Source organism: Microbacterium tenebrionis, from assembly GCF_020682665.1.
Classification (GTDB): domain Bacteria; phylum Actinomycetota; class Actinomycetes; order Actinomycetales; family Microbacteriaceae; genus Microbacterium; species Microbacterium tenebrionis.
Window position 1 is genome coordinate 156,677 of the sequence record NZ_JAGTTM010000002.1, and the last position, 17,797, is coordinate 174,473.

Consider the following 17,797-nt stretch of genomic DNA (forward strand, 5'->3'; position numbering starts at 1 on the left):
CGAACCGGCCGTCGCGCGGTTCGGGGCGCTTCTGCGTCTTACCCGGTCGTTCAGCCCTTGCCGAAGAGCTTCTGGATCTCGGCGAGATCCGCTTCGCTCGGCGCCTGCTGAGCGCCTCCCAGGCCGAAGCCGCTGCCCGTGCCCTGCTGGGCGGTCGCAAGCCCGGCGTTCTCGGCCGCGCGCTTGGCCGGGTTCCCGGAGCGCGATCCACCCGAGGACTTGCCCTTCTTGCCGCGCTTGCTCGACGCGCCGGGCCGCCCCATGCCGGGCACCGGTCCCATGCCCGGGATGTTCGGCGTGCCGCCGCGGGCGACGGTCTTCATCATCTTCGCGGCCTGGTCGAAGCGCTGCACGAGCTGGTTGACGTCCGTGACGGTCATGCCGGAACCCTTGGCGATGCGGAGGCGGCGCGAGCCGTTGAGAACCTTGGGGTTGCGCCGCTCCCCCGGCGTCATCGAGCGGATGATCGCCTCGGTGCGGTCGATCTCGCGCTCGTCGAAGTCGTCGAGCTGCTGCTTCATCTGACCCATGCCCGGCAGCATCCCGAGCATCTTCTTCATCGAGCCCATCTTCTTCATCTGCTGAAGCTGGTCGAGGAAGTCCTCGAGGGTGAAGGCCTCGTTCGCGAGCTTCTCGGCGACCTTCTTGGCCTCCTCCTCGTCGAAGGCCTGCTGGGCCTGCTCGATGAGGGTGAGGATGTCGCCGAGGTCGAGGATGCGACTCGCCATGCGGTCGGGGTGGAAGGGCTCGAGGTCGTCCAGGCCCTCGCCCGTGGAGGCGAAGATGATCGGGCGGCCGGTGACGGATGCCACAGAGAGAGCGGCACCGCCGCGGGCGTCGCCGTCGAGCTTCGAGAGCACGACGCCGGTGAAGTCGACGCCGTCCTGGAAGGCCTTGGCCGTGTTCACGGCATCCTGACCGATCATCGCGTCGATGACGAACAGGACCTCGTCGGGGTCGACGGCCTTTCGGATGTCGGCGGCCTGCTTCATGAGCTCGGCGTCGACGCCGAGGCGGCCCGCGGTGTCGATGATGACGACGTCGTGCTGCTGGCGACGCGCGTGCTCGACGCCGTCGCGCGAGACCTTGACCGGGTCGCCGACGCCGTTGCCGGGCTCCGGGGCATAGATCGTGGCGCCCGCCTGCTGGGCGACGACCTGCAGCTGGTTCACGGCGTTCGGACGCTGGAGGTCGGCGGCGACGAGAAGCGGGGTGTGGCCGTCCTTCTCGAGCTGTTTGGCGAGCTTTCCGGCGAACGTCGTCTTACCCGATCCCTGGAGGCCGGCGAGCATGATGACGGTGGGCGGGGTCTTCGCGAACTCGAGGCGGCGCTGCTCGCCGCCGAGGATGCCGATGAGCTCCTCGTTGACGATCTGCACGACCTGCTGCGCCGGGTTGAGCGCCTTGTTGACCTCGTCGCCGAGCGCGCGCTCGCGCACCTTGGCGGTGAAGTCCTTGACGACCTGCAGCGCGACGTCGGCGTCGAGGAGCGCGCGCCGGATCTCGCGGACGGTGCCGTCGACGTCGGCGGCGGTGAGCTTTCCCTTCGTGCGCAGATTGCGGAAGGTTTCGGTCAGCCGATCGGAGAGCGTGCCAAATGTAGCCATGGTGCTCCCGATTCTACGCGAGCGGAGCCTCCACGCTCAGCGCATGCGAGGCCCGCGCCACGGCAGATCGTGAATCAGCCCCAGCGCGTCGCGCACGAGCGCATCGGGAGACCCCTGACCTGCTCCCTGCTCGGCCCACACCCGCAACGACGACAGCACCGCGGTGGCGTGCGCCGCGCCCAGGATGGCAGCCGGGATCTCGGCGATCCCCGCTCGGCGTGCAGCTTGGGCGACGGCATCCGCCAGGCGGGCGCTGCGCAGACCGGTGTCGGCGATCAGCTCGTCCTCCAGCCCCATCGCCGTCGCGTTGCGCAGCGCCAGCGCCAGCGGGTCGGGAGCGAAGTCGTGGACCACATCCAGCAGGATGCCGCGCACCGCCTCGGCGTCGGCATCCGGCCCCAGCGCGGCCAGCGCGACGAGCGCCTCGTCGATCCGTGCGTCCAGGCCCGACCACAGCACGTCGCTCTTCGAGGAGAAGTAGTTGAAGAAGCTGGAGCGGCTCACCCCGGCCCGCTGGGTGATGTCGGCGACCGAAGTCGACTCGTACCCCTGCTCGAGGAACAGCTCGCAGGCCGCCTCGGCGAGCGTCTCGCGCGACGAGGCGCGCGGACGTCCTGGGCGCGGCTCGTTGTTCACCTCATCACCGTATCGCGCACCCGACCATCACCGCGGGATGTATTGTTAGACGGCATCCAAGAATACGGAAGGTGCTCATGCTCGACATCCTCACCCCGGGTCTCGCGCCGAACCTGGTCCCCTACCTCGACGGCTGGGAGCTGCAGCGCCAGGTCCACCACGACGTCGTGACGGGCGCACGGCCAGACACGCTCATCCTCCTCGAACACGAGGCGGTGTACACCGCGGGCAAGCGCACGGAAGATCACGAGCGGCCGCAGGACGGCACCCCGGTCATCGACGTCGACCGCGGCGGCAAGATCACCTGGCACGGTCCTGGGCAGCTCGTCGGCTACCCGATCGTCCGCCTTCCCGAGCCCATGGACGTCGTCGCGCACGTGCGCCGCATCGAACGCGTGCTCATCGACCTGCTCCGGCCTCTCGGTGTCGACGGCTATCAGGTCGAGGGCCGCAGCGGCGTCTGGGTGCGCCGGCCTCTGAGCGAGGACAAGGTCGCAGCCATCGGCGTGCGCGTGCAGAACGGCGTGACCATGCACGGCTTCGCGATCAACTGCGACAACTCGCTCACCGGCTTCGGCGGCATCATCCCATGCGGGATCACGGACGCCGGCGTCACCACCGTCAGCGAGGCGACCGGCCGCATCGTCTCCCCCGCCGACATCGTGGATGCCGTGCGCACGGCGTTCGCACGCGAATACGCCGACGTCGAGCACGAGGCGGTGCCCGCATGAGCGCCGCACCCGAGGGACGCAAGCTGCTGCGCCTCGAGGTCCGCAACGCCGAGACCCCGATCGAGCGCAAACCCGAGTGGATCAAGACCAAGGCGAAGATGGGGCCGGAGTACCAGGCCCTGCACTCGCTCGTGAAGACCGAAGACCTGCACACAGTGTGTCAGGAGGCCGGTTGCCCCAACATCTACGAGTGCTGGGAGGACCGCGAGGCGACCTTCCTCATCGGCGGTTCGCAGTGCACCCGCCGCTGCGACTTCTGCCAGATCGACACCGGCAAGCCCGACGCGTACGACACCGATGAGCCGCGCCGCGTCGCCGAGAGCGTCACGCGCATGGGGCTGCGCTACGCGACGGTCACCAGCGTCGCGCGAGACGATCTGCCAGACACCGGCGCATGGCTGAACGCCGAGACCGTCCGTCGCATCCACGCCGAGAATCCGAACACCGGGGTCGAGCTGCTCGCGAACGAGCACAACGGCGACCCCGCCTTCCTCGGCCAGATCTTCGACGCGCGACCCGAAGTGTTCGCCCACAACGTCGAGACGGTGCCGCGCATCTTCAAGCGCATCCGCCCCGCCTTCAAGTACGAGCGGTCGCTGAACGTCGTCACGCAGGGGCACGACGCCGGGCTCATCACGAAGTCGAACCTCATCCTCGGCATGGGCGAGGAGCCCGAAGAGGTCGTGCAAGCACTGAACGACCTGCACGATGCCGGGTGCGACATCATCACGATCACGCAGTACCTGCGCCCGACACCGCGCCATCTGCCCGTGGCCCGGTGGGTGAAGCCGGCCGAGTTCGTCGAGTTCAAGGAGGAGGCCGAGCGGATCGGGTTCCTCGGCGTGCTCGCCGGCCCCCTGGTGCGCTCGTCGTATCGGGCTGGGCGCCTGTGGGCTCAGTCGATGATCTCGAAGGGACGGGAGATCCCCCCGCACCTGGCGCACATCGCCGAGGGTGCGGAACGGGGATTCGCCCAGGCCGTCTGAACTCCCGAGCTTGCAAGGCCACACCGAGACCGCGCCGAATCGTTGCAGTTTCGGCGCGGCCTTGCGGTTTCGAGGGTCAGTCGGCGCTCATGACGGACTGGACGGAGCCGTCGGAGGCGAGGTTCACGAGCAGCACCTCGTCGGTGTCGTCGGCGTCGAGGGCGTACTCGAGCACGGCGAACGGCTCGGTGCCGCCGTGCTCGTCGGCGAGGATCGTCATGCTCATGAGACGCAGCGACCGGATGAGGTCGACCGCGTCATCACCGCTGACGTCGATCAGCATGTCGGACAGGTCCTCACCGAACGCCTCCTGCTGCTGCAGGATGAACTCGGTCACCTCGCTCGTGCGATCGTCGACCTCGGCGAGCATGCCGCGTCGCGCTGCGGCATCGACGTTATCCAGGCCCGAGATGAGCGCCGCGGCGATGTCGAGGGCGTCGGGCGAGATGTCGTCCTGATCGGGCGCAGTCAGGTCGACCGTCACCGTCTGGTCGCCGAGATCGACCGTCTCGCTCCAGAAGATCGAGCCGTCCGGCCCCGACGACAGGAGCCCGAAGTAGTCGTGTTCGATCGCCATAACGCTATGAAACCAGTCCGATCACTGCCCGACAAGGGATGCCACGAACACGTGCGGAGTGAATCCGGTGAGGTCGTCGATCCCCTCGCCCTGACCGAGGAGTTTCACCGGGATGCCGGTGCGCTCCTGCACCGCGAGGACGAAACCGCCCTTAGCAGAACCGTCCAGCTTCGTGATCACGAGGCCGGTGACGCCGGCGTGCTGCAGGAACGCCTCGGCCTGCATCACGCCGTTCTGCCCGGTGGTCGCATCCAGCACCAGCAGGACCTCGCTGATCGGCGCCTGCTTCTCGATGACACGGCGGATCTTGGACAGCTCGTCCATCAGGCCGCCCTTGGTGTGCAGGCGCCCCGCGGTGTCGATGATCGCGATCTCGATGCCCTCGCGCTGCGCGAACTCGATGGTCTGATAGGCGACGGATGCCGGATCCTGACCTTCCTGCTGGGGCCGGATGATCGCCGCTCCCCCGCGCTGGGCCCAGGTGGCGAGCTGGTCGACGGCGGCGGCACGGAACGTGTCCGCCGCACCGACGACGACGCTGCGCTGATAGCCGCGCAGGAACTTCGTGAACTTGCCGATCGTCGTGGTCTTGCCCACGCCGTTGACGCCGACGACGAGCACGACAGCCGGGCGCTCGGTGAGCTTGAGCGTCGTGTCGAACTTCGCGAAGTGCTCTTCGAGCGTCTCGCGCAGCATCCGCTGCAGGTCCTTCGGGTCCGTCGTACGGTAACGCTCGACCTTGTCGCGCAGCTCGTCGACGATCCGCTCGGTGATGTCGGGACCGAAGTCGGCCGTGATGAGTGCGGTCTCGAGATCCTCCCACGTCGTCTCATCGATCGTGGGCTTGACGAACATGCCGCGCAGTGCGCGGCCGAGGGACCAGGACTTCTCCGCCATGACACCAGCCTATGCGGTTAGGCCCTGTGCAGTTGCGGCGGATGCCGGATGCTCAGCTCGCGGCGGCGGCCCGGTCGCCGACGCGCTGGCCGACCACGGCCGAGACGCCGTCCTGACGCATCGAGACGCCGTACAGGGCGTCGGCGATCTCCATTGTGCGCTTCTGATGCGTGATGACCAGCAGCTGCGAGCTCTCCCGGAGCTGTTCGAAGACGCTGAGCAGTCGTCCGAGGTTCGCATCGTCGAGTGCGGCCTCGACCTCGTCGAGGATGTAGAACGGGCTCGGCCGTGCCTTGAAGATCGCCACCAGGAGAGCCACGGCGGCGAGTGATCGTTCGCCGCCCGAGAGCAGCGACAGGCGCTCGATCTTCTTGCCGACCGGCCTGACCGAAACCTCGATGCCCGTCGTGAGCATGTTGTCGGGATCGGTGAGCGAGATGCTGCCCGATCCGCCGGGGAACAGCAGCGGGAACACCTCGCCGAACGCCTGCTTGGTGTCTTCGAACGCGCTCGCGAAGATCGTCTGCATGCGCTCGTCGAGGTCGGCGATGATCGTGAGCAGGTCCTGGCGGGTCTGCGTCAGATCGGCGAGTTGCTCGGTCAGGAAGGCGTGACGTTGCTCGAGCGCGGCGAACTCCTCCAGCGCCAGCGGGTTGACCCGTCCGAGCTGCGTGAGCTTGCGCTCGGCCTCGGCGAGCCTGCGCTCCTGCATGCGCCGGTCGTACGGGATCGCGGTGGCATCGACACCGTCGATCGCCTCGGCATCCGGCTCGGCCAGCGGATCCCGGGGAACGAGCTCGTCCGGCCCATATTCCGCAATGAGAATATCTTCGTCGAGCGCCAGCTCGGATGCCACGCGTTCGAGCAGACTCGTCAGGTGCAGCTTCTTCTCGTGGATCTGCAGCTCGAGTCCGTGAACGCTCTCGGTCAGTCCTGCGAGGCGTTCGCGCAGGGAGGTCTCCTGGGCTCGCAGGGCGGTGAGCTCCTCGTTCTGCGCCGACCGCGCGCTCTCCGCCTCGGTGAGCGCGACACGCGCCTCAGTCACCGACCGGTCCAGCGAATCGAGGATGCGCGGAAGCTCGGCCGCGACGCCGGATGCCGCTTCGCGCTGCGCCCGCCGGACCACCGCACGGCGTGCTGCCTCGGCCGCCGCATCGCGTTCCTGCTCCCGCTGACGTTCCAGGCTGGTGACGCGCGCCTGCGCCGCACGGATCCGCTCGCGAAGCGTCTCGATCTCGAGCCGGGCGCGCACCTCGCCCTCACGCGCGGTCTCGAGCGCCTCGAGGAGTCCGTCGCGTGCCGATGCGTCCAGCACCGGACGCGGAGTGGCTTCGGCCTGCTCGAGCTCGGCCTTCGCAGCCGTCGCCGCGGTCTCGGCATCCGCCACGGCGGCCTGCGCCTGGGCGAGGCCGGACTCGAGGCGTTCGCACTCGGCCACCGCGGACTCATGCCGGACGGTCACCCGGTTCACCTGCTCCGCGTGGGTCGCCAGCGCCGCATCGTGCTCGCGGAGCGCACGCAGTGCCTCCCTCGCGTGGCGGCGCGTCGTCTCGACGCGTTCGGCCGACTCCTCGCGGGCCTCGCGCAACGAGTCCACGATCACGCGGACCTCGGCCAGCCGTTCCTGTGCGGCATCGCGCTCGGCCGTGAGTTCCAGGCGGGAGCGCTCGCCACCGGCCCCGGTGCGCAGCGTCTGAGCCGTGATCACGTCGCCACCCGTCGTCACGATGGTTGCCGCGGTGTCGCCGAGGGCGTCGAGTGCGGCACGCGCACGCCGTGCGGCGTCGAGGTCCTCGGCGACGAGCACGTGGGCGAGGATGCCGAGCACGCCGTCGGGCGCGGTCACGACGGCGTCCGCCGGCGTCACCCCGGCGACCTCGGGCAGCACGGCGGCACCGCGCAGGGCGTCGGCGATCACGAAGTCGACGACTCCGCGGTTCTGCTCGGAGGACGACACGGCCAGCCGGTAGGCGGCGTCGGCGTCGTCGACGAGCACCCCCTCGGCGAGGGGTCCGAGGACCGCGGCGATCGCCGCTTCGTAGCCTGCGGTGACCTGCACGGCGTCGCCGACGAGACCGCGGACGCCGGCCGCTCCGGACTTCACCACCTCTGCCGCCCCACCCGACAGCGAGAGCGCACTCGACAGCGCCGAGGCCTTCGCCGTCAAGGACTCTGCCTCGCGCTCGGCGGAGTGCAGGCGCTCGCGCAGCGCCTCGAGGTCGGTCTCAGCCGTCGTCGCGTCGCGCTGGGCCGTCTCGTATGCGGCGGCGTGCTCGGCCGCACTGCCCTCGGGAGCTGCGGCATCCTGGAACTGCTCGAGCGCTTCCGCGGCTTCGCGGCGACGCTCGTGCGCGGCCTCGAGCGCGTTCTCCTGCCGGAGCACCGCGCCGCGGACGGCGGCGAGGGCGGATGCCGCGGCATCCGCGGTTCCGCGCAACGCCGTCAGGCGCATGTCGTGCTCCGAGACGAGAGCGCTCTGCTCGGCGATGTCGACATCGAGGGTGTCGAGCTCGGCACGGGCGTTCACGACCTCGCGACTGGCGGCCGACGCCGCATCCTGGGCATCGCCGAGCCCTGCCGAGATCTGCGCGATCTCGTCCTTCGCGTCGTCGATCGTGGCCTGGGTCACCGTGACCGAGGCGACGGCCGCGTCGTCCTCCTCGGAGCCGAGCAGTGCGAGCCGCTGATTGGCCAGGGTGTACAGCGAGCGCATCCGCTCCTGCACCTGCTCGAGACCGAAGGCGACCCGCCGTGCCTCGTCGACGGCCGCCGAGTTCTGGTCGGCTTCAAGCTTCGCGATGCCGGCGCGCACCGTGTCGGCCTGCTCCGTGAGGACGAGTCGCTCGGTGTGACGCTCCTGTTCGGTGCGGGCGTGGTCGGCCAGCGAGGTCCGCAGCGCGACGACGTCGTCGGCGAAGATCCGAGCCTTGGCGTCGCGCACCACCGCGGCGATGGTCTGCGCCTCGCGCGCGATCTCGGCCTGTCGACCCAGCGGCTTCAGCTGACGCCGGATCTCCCCGGCCAGATCGCTCAATCTCGTGAGGTTCGCCTCCATCGCGTCGAGCTTGCGCAGGGTCTTCTCCTTGCGCCTGCGGTGCTTGAGGATGCCGGCGGCCTCTTCGATGAATCCGCGCCGGTCCTCCGGCGAAGCCTGCAGCACCGTGTCCAGCCGCCCCTGGCCGACGATGACGTGCATCTCGCGGCCCAGGCCCGAGTCGCTGAGCAGCTCCTGAACATCGAGCAGTCGGCAGCTGGATCCGTTGATCGCGTATTCGCTGGATCCGTTGCGGAACAGCGTCCGGCTGATCGTCACCTCGGCGAACTCGATCGGCAGCGCGCCGTCGCTGTTGTCGATCGTGAGCTGCACCTCGGCACGACCGAGCGGCCCGCGGGTCGAGGTGCCCGCGAAGATGACGTCCTCCATCTTCCCGCCACGCAGCGTCTTGGCTCCCTGCTCGCCCATGACCCAGGCGAGCGCATCGACGACGTTCGACTTGCCGGAGCCGTTGGGGCCGACGATGCACGTGACACCGGGCTCGAAGACGAACGATGTCGGTTGGGCGAACGACTTGAAGCCCTTGAGAGTCAGGCTCTTCAGATGCACGGGCGCACCGCCCCACGGGTGAGAAGACGGCCTGCGAGAATCACGCCGTAACGCTATCGGAATCCCGCGGATTCTCCGGCATCCCGCGCGGCGGTCGTGCGTATCGCCACGCGGGCCGACACGCCGGTGGCTGAGAAAATGCTTGACGTCCCGCGGCGGCAGGTACTAGCTTTGCAACCCGAATCGCTCACGAAAGGAGGACGCTCATGATTACCGCAATCACCACACCGGCCATCGCAGGCTTCGATACTGCGCGCGCTGCCGGCAATGCGTCCTCGGCTTTCGGCGTCCGTCGTAGCGCGCTCGCATAGAACCGCAGCCTGAGATCCCCGCCCTTTCGGCCTGATCTCCGCCGGTTCCCGCCGCTTCCACGCATCGGTCGACCTGTTCGACCTCTGCATCCAGGGCCGTCTCGCCTTCGCGACCGCCGCCCGCGCCCCGGCTTCACCGGTCTCAGCGCACCCATCCCTCCGCGAAATCGACAAGGAACGAGCACTCTCGTGAGTACTGAAACGCTGCTGCGCAGCACCACCCATCCACCCTGTCCCGAGGACCAGGAGGTCCTCGAACTGACCGTTCCGAGCGACCGGAACGACCTGACTCTCACCGACCGGCTGTCGCTGCGTCTCGGTCTCTGGCTCCTGCTGCGCACGCAGCGTTCGGGCCGGAGCCGGCACACGATGAGCCGGGAGGAAACCGTACGCCTGCTCGATGCACGGCGCAGCGCCGGTGACGAGCGCTTCACCGAGCGCGCGATGCTGGCGATGCTCACCCACGACATGCAGCGGCACATGCTGTGATCCGCGAGGAGTCCACGATGAGCATTCGACTGAACGACACCGCCACGCTGCATCCGCTCGTGCTTCCGGCACGGGCGGATGCGGCGCCCACCGAGACGATCCGCGCGTACGCCGATGTGCGGAACCGGTCCATCCGCGACGTGACCGGTCGCACCGACGACGCGGTCTCACCGGAGTCGCTGCTACCCCTGCTGCGATCGAACCCCGAGTTCACGCGCACCCAGTGGTACGTGACCGAGGGCGATGAGATGGTCGGGGTCGCGACGCTGAACATCATGGCCGACTCGGGCGGCACCACCGCCATCACGATCATCAGCCTGCTGCGGCGGGCGTGGGGGCGAGGCATCGGTTCCGCCGTGCTTGCGCACCTCGAGAGCACGGCGAGGGATGCCGGCGTCAGCCGTCTGCTCACCTGGGTCGAGCACCCCGCTTCCGACGCCGAAACGCTGCCATCGCCGACCGGCTTCGGCGAGATCCCGCGCGATCATCACGCGCGCTTCCTGCTCCGGCATGGGTTCTCGCTCGAGCAGGTCGAGCGCGTGAGCATGCTCCACTGGTCGGACTCCGTGCTGGGGCGCATCCGCGACGCGCGCACCGCGGCCGAGCGGTCGGCTGACGGATACCGCGTCGTGCAGTGGAGGCTGCCGACACCGCCCGAGCACGTCGCCGGATACGCGTGGATGAAGGAGCACATGTCGACGGATGTGCCCGATGCCGCTCTGGGGATGCCGGCGGAGAAGTGGGGCGCGGACCGCGTCGCCCGCCACGACGATCGGTACGCCCGCCGCGGGATCAGCGTGCTCGTGACGGCTGCCGAGCACGTCGCGAGCGGTGAGCTGTGCGCCTACAACGAGCTTGCGATCGACGCCGACACCTCGGTCGTCTCGCACCAGGTGGACACCCTGGTGCTCGCATCCCATCGCGGCCACCGACTGGGCATGCTCGTGAAGACCGCCGGTCTCATGACCTGGCGAACGGCATACCCGGACTCCCCCGGAGTCATCACGTACAACGCCGAAGAGAACCGTCCGATGCTCGACATCAACGAGGCCATCGGATTCGCGCCCATCTCGTACGAAGGCGCCTGGAAGAAGGAACTGACATGAGCGATGCGACCATCACCGACCTGGTGATTCCGTCCCGCGCCGACGCGGAGGACGGTGCGGACTTCCGCGCCATGGTCGAGTTGGGCAACCGCGCCGCTGAGATCGACGCGGGCATCGACGACCTCAGCGACACCGCGGAACAGGTGCTGCCGAACTGGCTCGACCAGACCGACCGGCTCCGCCGCGGCTTCGTCGCCCGCAAGGATGGCGAGGTGCTCGGGGTCGCCATGATCACGACCGCGAATGCGGAGGGCACGTCCTCCGCCGAGCTCGAGTTCATGATGCTCCCGCCGCAGGCGCAGAGCGGCGTCGGTCAAGCGCTGCTCGAGCGCCTCGAGCAGGCGGCTCGCGAGATCGGGCGCACGGCGCTGATGACATGGACGCTGCATCCTGCGACGCCCGAGGGCGAGCGGGCGCTGACGCCGGCGACCGGTTGGGGCGAAGTGTCGCCGACCGCGCTGAGCGACCTGCTGGCGGCCAACGGCTACCTGCTGGAGCAGGTGGAACGCAACAGCATCCTCCCCCTCAAAGCGCCGCTCGACGCCGCCGAGAGCCGCCTCGCCGAGGCGACCGCCTTCGCAGGCCCCGACTATCGGGTGGTCACGTGGACCCTGCCGACACCGGCTCACCTGCGTGCCGGATACGGCAGCGTGATCGCGCGGATGGCCACGGATGTCCCCAGCGGCGATCTCCAGATCGACGAGGAGATCTGGGACGAGGGCCGCGTCGCCAGGCGAGATGCGAAGTTCCTCGCCGGCGGCCACACGGTCTCGGTCGCCGCAGTGATCCACGAGCCGAGCGGCGACATGGTCGCCTTCAACGAACTCGTCATCGGCGCGGATCCGGCCGGCGTCACGCACCAGGGGGGAACGCTCGTCACGAAGGAGCACCGGGGCAGGCGCCTGGGCACGATCGTGAAGTGCGCGAACCTGCTGCGCTGGCAGGACGTCGCGCCGGACTCGCCGAAGATCTCGATGTTCAACGCCGAGGAGAACCGGCCGATGCTCGAGATCAACGAGGCGATCGGCTTCGTCCCGGCGTCCTGCGCCGGCGCGTGGCAGAAGCGTCTGAGCTGAGCCGCCGGGCGGCCGGCCTAACATCATCATCGAGGTGTACGTCCGGCCGGCCATCCGCGTCGGCAGGCTGACGACGACGATGCCGCCGGCGCGACATCGTGGAGAGCATGAGCACTCCTGTCATCGAAGCGCAGTCCCTGACCAAGACCTTCGGCGCCACCACGGCTCTCGCCGGCGTCGATCTGACCGTCCAGCGCGGCGAGTCGGTCGCGATCATGGGCGCCTCCGGCGCGGGAAAGACAACGCTCCTGCACGTGCTCGCCGCGATCACGGCACCGGACTCCGGCAGCGTTCGATCCACCCCTGCCGCCGGTGCGCCGATCGAGGTGTCGCTGCTGGGCGAACGCGACCGATCGCGTCTGCGCAGGGAGTCCTTCGGATTCGTGTTCCAGCAGGGCCTCCTCATCCCCCGAGCTCACCGCGATCGAGAACGTCGCTCTCGCCATGATGATCACCGGCGCACCGCGTCGCGCCGCGATCGAGCATTCGGCGGGATGGATGGCCTCGCCCTGATCGTCCAGCCCGTCTCGATTCTCACGATCGTCGCCGTGCTCGCGTCAGGGGTCGGGATCGTGTGGGCGAGTATGCGGATCACCCGCCCGCTGCTGGGCCGCGCGTTCGCGGGCTGAGCAGAGTCAGCGGCGCCTTTGGCACCGCGGGCAGTAGTGCGAACTGCGATTCATGAACGCCGCGCGGCGGATCTCGCCTCCGCACCGCGGGCACGGCTGGCCGCCCCGGCCGTAGGCGTTGAGCGAGTGCGCGAAGTACCCCGCCTGCCCGTTGACGTTCACGTACTGGGCGTCGAAGCTTGTTCCCCCTTCGGCGAGGGCCTTCTCGAGCACGAGGCGGACCTCACCGAGGAGTCGTCGCACGGCCCGCGCCGACAGGGCCGTGCCCGGCGTCTCCGGGTGGATGCGTGCCGCCCACAGCGATTCGTCGGCGTAGATGTTGCCGATGCCGCTGACGATCGTCTGGTCGAGGAGGATGCGCTTGACCGCACTCGATCGGCGGCGGACGGCGGCCACGAACGCGGCATCGTCGAAGGCGGCATCCAACGGGTCGCGGGCGATATGCAGCACCTGCGTCGGAGTGAGGCCTGCTCCGTCGTGCACCAGGGCGTCGACGGCGAGCGAGCCGAAGGTGCGCTGGTCCGCGAAGACCACGGCGAGATCGCCGTGCTGCGGATGCCGCACACCGAGCCGGATGCGCTCGTGCCTCTCGTGCGGCGCATCCGGGGTGCGCAGCAGCAGCTGCCCGCTCATCCCGAGGTGGGCGGTGAGGGCCTCGGTCCCGCCCGACAGCGGCAGCCAGAGGAACTTGCCCCGACGCGATGCGGCCGTGATCCGTGAGCCCTCGAGTCGCCCGGCGAAGTCTGCTGCGCCGGCCGGGTGCCGCGTGAGCGCACGCTCGTCGAGCACGCTGACGCTCGTGATCTCTGCGCCGATGACCGCAGGTGCGAGTCCGAGGCGGACGACCTCGACCTCCGGAAGTTCAGGCACGAGGCAACTCAGGCACGTTCGCTGAGCACGCGCCACACGGCGAGGGCGCCAGCCATCTCGGCGGTCTTCTTGCTCGTGCCGTCGCCGCTCATGGTGACATCGCCGACCGTGACCGTGGCCGTGAAGCGCCGATCGTGATCGGGCCCGGACGCCGAGATCCCGTACACGGGCGCTGCCGCGCCCAGCCGCGCGGCGAGTTCCTGCAGGCTCGTCTTCGGATCCATCGCCGCGCCGTATCTCTCGGGGTCGGCGAGCAGCGGCTCGGTCAGACGCAGCACGAGGGCCGTCGCCTCGTCGGGACCGGCGGACAGATAGGTCGCGCCGAAGACGGCCTCCATGGTGTCCGCGAGGATCGAGTCCTTGTCGCGGCCACCGGTCTGCTCCTCACCGCGACCGAGCAGCAGGTGCTCTCCGAGGCCGATCCCGCGTGCGACCTCGGCCAGCGCAACGGTAGAGACGACGCTGGCGCGCCGCTTGGCGAGCTGCCCCTCGTCGAGATCGGGGTTGGTGGTGAAGAGCATCACCGTCACGGCCTGCCCGAGCACGGAGTCGCCGAGGAACTCGAGGCGCTCGTTGTGCGGGATTCCGCCGTGCTCGTACGCGTAGGAGCGGTGGGTCAGCGCCAACGCAAGCAGCTCAGGGTCGATATCGACCCTGAGCTTGGCTGCGAGCGACGCCGTCCCTCCGGGGACGTCTGTCACGATCGTGAGACCGTGATCAGATGTCGGCGACCTTGCGGCCCTTGTACTCGAGAAACAGCTCGGTGCCCTGCGAGTCGGTGACGACCTTCGCCTGGTGCGGACGGCTGTAGACGACCTTGCCGTTCTCGACGGTCTTGACGAGCGCGGTGGGCTCGGCCTTCCAGTTCGCGCGACGCGAACGGGTGTTGGAACGGGAAACCTTGCGCTTCGGGGGGTTACCAGCCATGGCTAACTCTCTTCTGTGTTCTCGGGATCGCGGCTCTGTGCCGCACTCCCCTGGTCTGTGATCTGTCGGAGCGCACTCCATCGAGGATCGATGGGCGCCTCTTTCTCTGCCCTGGTGCCTTCTGTCCGCCGCTCACCCGTGATCGGGTCGAGCCCGGGGCAATCCGGTTGACACACCGGCTGAAACGGAAGCGCCAAAACTGTCGCCTCCCTGACCAGAGTTTCAAGATCCACGTGGTCGTCTTGAACCTCGAAGTCAGTTTCTTCCTCTCCAGGATACGCGAAAAGCTCCTGGAACTCGACTCCGACAGGCTCGGAGATGTCGGTGAGGCATCTTCCGCAGACGCCGATGTACTCGGCATCCACCGATCCCGACACGAGAATGCCCTCGTGCACCGACTCGACGCGCACGTCGAGATCGAGCTCGGAGCCCGTCGGATACGAGACGATCCCCTCCCCCCACTGGTCGGCGAGCGTCACGGTGAAACGATGCTCGCGCATCTCGCCCGGATGCCGTGCGATGTCGCGGACGGGCACCACGAAGGGGCCGTTGAGTCGAGTCTTCACAGGTCAATCGTACCCGTGGACGCGCCGGGAGGCGCAGTGTCAGAGGTCGCGGGCGCCCGTGTCGAGGAAGGCGGCGACCGCCGGCGGGACGAACGGCGACACGTCGCCCCCGAGACCGGCGACCTGACGGACGAGCGAGCTGGACACCATCGCATGCGAAGGGTCGGGCAGGAGGAAGACGGTCTCGATGTCGGCGAGGTGCCTGTTGACGATCGCCATGGGCGACTCGTACGCGACGTCGATCTGCGACCGGATGCCCTTGACGAGCACGCCGGCGTGGACATCGCGTGCATAGTCGACGAGCAGGCCCATGCTCCAGGAACCGACGATGACGTTGCCGTCGATGCCGTCCTCGTGGATCGACTGCTCGAGCAGCGACAGCCGCTGCGCGATCGGCAGCATCGCCTCCTTGCCCGGGTTGTGAACGACGAGCACGTGCAACTCGTCGTACAGCCGAGCGGCACGACGGATCACATCCAGGTGTCCGAGAGTCGGCGGGTCGAACGATCCGGGGACGACGGCGATCCTGCTGCTCACTTCGACTCACTCCGTTCGCTCGGTACGGGAACGCTTTTCACCCTATTGCACGCGTCCCGCTAGTTCTTCGCGAGCGCTGCACGATCCTCTTCGCTGACGCGCCTGGCGATGACGTCCCGGAGCCCTGGATGCCCCGCGAGGGTCGGGTCCTCGTCGAGGATGATCTCGGCGAGCTCGCGCGCACGCGCGATCAGCTTCGAGTCCTTGACGACTCTCAGCAGGCGCAGCGATGAGCGCACACCGGACTGCGTTGCTCCCAGCACATCGCCCTCGCCGCGCAGCTCGAGATCGATCTCGGCGAGGGCGAAACCGTCGAGCGTCGCCGCGACCGCATCCACGCGCTCCCGGGCGAGCGACCCCTCCTCCGCTTCCGTGACGAGCAGGCAGAGCCCGGGAACCGAGCCTCGACCGACCCGGCCGCGGAGCTGATGCAGCTGCGAGACGCCGAAGCGATCGGCGTCCAGCACGATCATCGTCGACGCGTTGGGCACGTCGACACCGACCTCGATGACGGTCGTCGCAATGAGCACGTCGATCTCACCGCGGGCGAACGCCTGCATCACGGCGTCCTTCTCATCGGACGGCATCCTGCCGTGCAGCACGGCTCGGCGCAGCGGGCCGACCGTGGGGTGGGTCGCGAGCGCCTGGTCGAGCTGCACGACGCCCCATCGAGGGCCGGCTGCTCCCTCTTCGCTCGGCAGCAGCGCCGCCTCGTCCTCTTCGGCCGGGCCCGACTTCTTCGTCGTGTCGATCGCGGCGCACACGGCGAACACCTGGCGGCCCTTCGCGACCTCTTCCGCGGCGCGGTCCCAGACCCGCCGGAACCAGTCCGGGTGCTCGGCGAGCGGTGCGACGAAGCTCTCGATGCCGGCGCGTCCGGCCGGCATCGTACGGATCACGGAGGTGTCGAGGTCGCCGAAGACGGTCATCGCAACCGTGCGCGGAATCGGGGTCGCGGTGAGCACAAGTGCGTGCGGGCTCGACCCCTTGGCCCGCAGGGCTTCACGCTGCTCCACGCCGAACCGGTGCTGCTCGTCGACGACGACGAGTCCCAGTTCGGCGAACGTCGTCTTCTCCCCCAGCAGCGCATGGGTGCCGACGACGATCAGCGCCTGTCCTGCCGCGACGCGCAGCGCGGCCTTGCGCCGCTCAGAAGCCGACATCTGACCGGTGAGCAGCGTGGGCATGAGCTCGGGCGCGAGCTGCGGACCCAGCATCTTCGTGATGGAGCGCAGGTGCTGCGCGGCGAGCACCTCGGTGGGCGCGATGAGCGCCGACTGTCCGCCGGACTCGGCGACCTGCAGCATGGCCCGGAGCGCCACGAGGGTCTTGCCGGAGCCGACCTCGCCCTGGACGAGCCGGTTCATCGGCCACTCGCCGGTGAGGTCGGTCGCGACCTGCGCGCCGACGGACTGCTGATCGGGAGTGAGCGTGTAGGGCAGCGTCGCGTCGAACCGTTCCAGGAGCCCCCCTGCCTTCGCCGCGCGTGGTGTCGCCGTCAGTGCCCTGACGGCCGCACGCTGCTGCAGCAGCGCTGTCTGAAGGACCAGGGCCTCGTGCATGCGAAGCGTCCGCACGGCGGGGGCGACGTCACTCTTGGTCTCTGGCCTGTGCACCTGGATCAGCGCGGTGCGTGCGTCGAGCAGCCCCTCTGCAGAGCGCACCGATTCCGTCAGCGGATCGGGGACATCGCCGAGCGCGGGAAGCACCTTCTCGACGAGCTCACGGAACTGCCCGCTCTCCACGGCCGACGTCGCCGGGTAGATCGGGATCGGCCGGTGCGCGCGCTCCTCGACCTGGGACTTCCGGTCCTCGTCGTCGTCGAAAAGCTCGTACTGAGGATGAGAGAACTGCGTGACCTCGTTGAACGAGCCCACCTTTCCGGAGAACACGCCCCGGCGTCCGGGGCGCAGCTGATCGCGGCGCCACTCGGCCTGCTTGATCCCCTTGGCGAAGAAGGTCAGCGAGACGCGTCCGTGCCCGTCGCCGATGATCACGTCCGTCATCGCGCCGTTGCGGTTGCGCATCGGACGCGCGGATGACGAGAGCACCTCGGCGACGATCGTCACCGTCTCGCCGACCGGCAGATCGAGGATGGGCGTGAGCTCGGCGGGGTCGGCGTAGCGACGAGGATAGTGCGCGAGCATGTCGCCCACGGTGTGCATCTCGAACGCCCTCTCGAGCTTCTTCGCAGCGGTGCCGCCGATGGCTTCCGCCAGCGGCGTATCGAACGAGAAGACCATGGGTG

17 protein-coding genes are annotated in these 17,797 nt (G+C 68.9%); 6 read left to right on the forward strand and 11 right to left on the reverse strand.

What is annotated here, in order from left to right:
- Positions 1-50 precede the first annotated feature (50 nt).
- Together ffh and KEC56_RS06055 are read right to left on the reverse strand one after the other, a co-directional pair.
- Positions 51-1,607 carry a signal recognition particle protein gene (gene ffh, locus KEC56_RS06050; protein WP_227530241.1) on the reverse strand — a complete coding sequence of 519 codons (1,557 nt, stop codon included), beginning with the start codon at positions 1,605-1,607 and terminating at the stop codon, positions 51-53.
- A gap of 36 nt (positions 1,608-1,643) precedes the next feature.
- Positions 1,644-2,243, reverse strand: coding sequence for a TetR/AcrR family transcriptional regulator (locus KEC56_RS06055; RefSeq protein WP_227530242.1), 600 nt, complete (start codon positions 2,241-2,243; stop codon positions 1,644-1,646).
- A gap of 77 nt (positions 2,244-2,320) precedes the next feature.
- On the opposite strand from KEC56_RS06055, the gene lipB reads away from it, so the two are divergent.
- Both lipB and lipA read left to right on the forward strand, forming a co-directional pair.
- Positions 2,321-2,974 (forward strand): lipoyl(octanoyl) transferase LipB, encoded by a 654-nt coding sequence (gene lipB, locus KEC56_RS06060; RefSeq protein ID WP_227530701.1) that lies wholly within the window; start codon positions 2,321-2,323, stop codon positions 2,972-2,974.
- Complete coding sequence (gene lipA, locus KEC56_RS06065; RefSeq protein ID WP_227530243.1) at positions 2,971-3,960, forward strand: lipoyl synthase; 990 nt, start codon at positions 2,971-2,973, stop codon at positions 3,958-3,960. The genes lipB and lipA overlap by 4 nt, the downstream gene beginning before the upstream one ends.
- Before the next feature lie 76 nt (positions 3,961-4,036).
- On the opposite strand, the gene KEC56_RS06070 is transcribed toward lipA, so the two are convergent.
- The 3 genes from KEC56_RS06070 to smc are packed head-to-tail and all read right to left on the reverse strand — an operon-like array spanning position 4,037 to position 9,038.
- Positions 4,037-4,537, reverse strand: coding sequence for a DUF2004 domain-containing protein (locus tag KEC56_RS06070; protein ID WP_227530244.1), 501 nt, complete (start codon positions 4,535-4,537; stop codon positions 4,037-4,039).
- Positions 4,538-4,558: 21 nt separating this feature from the next.
- Positions 4,559-5,434, reverse strand: coding sequence for a signal recognition particle-docking protein FtsY (ftsY, locus tag KEC56_RS06075; RefSeq protein ID WP_175986474.1), 876 nt, complete (start codon positions 5,432-5,434; stop codon positions 4,559-4,561).
- Between the two features lie 52 nt (positions 5,435-5,486).
- Entirely contained in the window at positions 5,487-9,038 is a 3,552-nt protein-coding gene (smc, locus tag KEC56_RS06080) for a chromosome segregation protein SMC (protein ID WP_227530245.1), read from the reverse strand.
- Positions 9,039-9,538: 500 nt separating this feature from the next.
- Between smc and KEC56_RS06085 the strand changes: the two genes are divergently transcribed.
- The 4 genes from KEC56_RS06085 to KEC56_RS06100 all read left to right on the forward strand — a co-directional run bounded on the left by KEC56_RS06085 (position 9,539) and on the right by KEC56_RS06100 (position 12,649).
- Positions 9,539-9,838 (forward strand): hypothetical protein, encoded by a 300-nt coding sequence (locus tag KEC56_RS06085; protein WP_227530246.1) that lies wholly within the window; start codon positions 9,539-9,541, stop codon positions 9,836-9,838.
- 17 nt (positions 9,839-9,855) lie between these two features.
- Positions 9,856-10,944: a GNAT family N-acetyltransferase gene (locus KEC56_RS06090; RefSeq protein WP_227530247.1), complete on the forward strand. Its 1,089-nt coding sequence runs from the start codon at positions 9,856-9,858 to the stop codon at positions 10,942-10,944.
- On the forward strand, positions 10,941-12,020 hold the full coding sequence (locus tag KEC56_RS06095) for a GNAT family N-acetyltransferase (RefSeq protein WP_227530248.1): 1,080 nt from the start codon (positions 10,941-10,943) through the stop codon (positions 12,018-12,020). The genes KEC56_RS06090 and KEC56_RS06095 overlap by 4 nt, the downstream gene beginning before the upstream one ends.
- 107 nt (positions 12,021-12,127) lie before the next feature.
- A complete protein-coding gene (locus tag KEC56_RS06100; protein WP_308013002.1) occupies positions 12,128-12,649 on the forward strand; it encodes an ATP-binding cassette domain-containing protein in 522 nt (173 codons plus the stop codon).
- Positions 12,650-12,655: 6 nt separating this feature from the next.
- Here KEC56_RS06100 and mutM read toward each other — a convergent pair whose 3' ends face one another.
- From mutM to KEC56_RS06130, 6 genes are all read right to left on the reverse strand, one after another.
- Positions 12,656-13,519, reverse strand: coding sequence for a bifunctional DNA-formamidopyrimidine glycosylase/DNA-(apurinic or apyrimidinic site) lyase (mutM, locus tag KEC56_RS06105; protein ID WP_227530249.1), 864 nt, complete (start codon positions 13,517-13,519; stop codon positions 12,656-12,658).
- An 8-nt stretch (positions 13,520-13,527) separates the two neighbouring features.
- On the reverse strand, positions 13,528-14,220 hold the full coding sequence (gene rnc / locus KEC56_RS06110) for a ribonuclease III (protein WP_227530250.1): 693 nt from the start codon (positions 14,218-14,220) through the stop codon (positions 13,528-13,530).
- A gap of 16 nt (positions 14,221-14,236) precedes the next feature.
- Positions 14,237-14,446, reverse strand: a complete 210-nt coding sequence (gene rpmF / locus KEC56_RS06115; RefSeq protein ID WP_175986491.1) for a 50S ribosomal protein L32 — start codon at positions 14,444-14,446, stop codon at positions 14,237-14,239.
- Positions 14,447-14,448: 2 nt separating this feature from the next.
- Positions 14,449-14,946, reverse strand: coding sequence for a YceD family protein (locus tag KEC56_RS06120; RefSeq protein ID WP_227530702.1), 498 nt, complete (start codon positions 14,944-14,946; stop codon positions 14,449-14,451).
- 105 nt (positions 14,947-15,051) lie between these two features.
- Positions 15,052-15,549, reverse strand: a complete 498-nt coding sequence (gene coaD, locus KEC56_RS06125) for a pantetheine-phosphate adenylyltransferase (protein WP_227530251.1) — start codon at positions 15,547-15,549, stop codon at positions 15,052-15,054.
- A 59-nt stretch (positions 15,550-15,608) separates the two neighbouring features.
- On the reverse strand, positions 15,609-17,792 hold the full coding sequence (locus KEC56_RS06130) for an ATP-dependent DNA helicase RecG (protein ID WP_227530252.1): 2,184 nt from the start codon (positions 17,790-17,792) through the stop codon (positions 15,609-15,611).
- Between the last annotated feature and the right edge of the window lie 5 nt (positions 17,793-17,797).

Coding starts and splice junctions, on each gene's coding strand:
- ffh (WP_227530241.1), bottom strand. CDS start 1,607: ATGGCTACATTTGGCACGCTCTCCGATCGGCTGACCGAAACCTTCCGC.
- lipB (WP_227530701.1), top strand. CDS start 2,321: ATGCTCGACATCCTCACCCCGGGTCTCGCGCCGAACCTGGTCCCCTAC.
- lipA (WP_227530243.1), top strand. CDS start 2,971: ATGAGCGCCGCACCCGAGGGACGCAAGCTGCTGCGCCTCGAGGTCCGC.
- KEC56_RS06070 (WP_227530244.1), bottom strand. CDS start 4,537: ATGGCGATCGAACACGACTACTTCGGGCTCCTGTCGTCGGGGCCGGAC.
- ftsY (WP_175986474.1), bottom strand. CDS start 5,434: ATGGCGGAGAAGTCCTGGTCCCTCGGCCGCGCACTGCGCGGCATGTTC.
- KEC56_RS06090 (WP_227530247.1), top strand. CDS start 9,856: ATGAGCATTCGACTGAACGACACCGCCACGCTGCATCCGCTCGTGCTT.
- KEC56_RS06095 (WP_227530248.1), top strand. CDS start 10,941: ATGAGCGATGCGACCATCACCGACCTGGTGATTCCGTCCCGCGCCGAC.
- KEC56_RS06100 (WP_308013002.1), top strand. CDS start 12,128: ATGAGCACTCCTGTCATCGAAGCGCAGTCCCTGACCAAGACCTTCGGC.
- rpmF (WP_175986491.1), bottom strand. CDS start 14,446: ATGGCTGGTAACCCCCCGAAGCGCAAGGTTTCCCGTTCCAACACCCGT.
- KEC56_RS06120 (WP_227530702.1), bottom strand. CDS start 14,946: ATGCGCGAGCATCGTTTCACCGTGACGCTCGCCGACCAGTGGGGGGAG.
- KEC56_RS06130 (WP_227530252.1), bottom strand. CDS start 17,792: ATGGTCTTCTCGTTCGATACGCCGCTGGCGGAAGCCATCGGCGGCACC.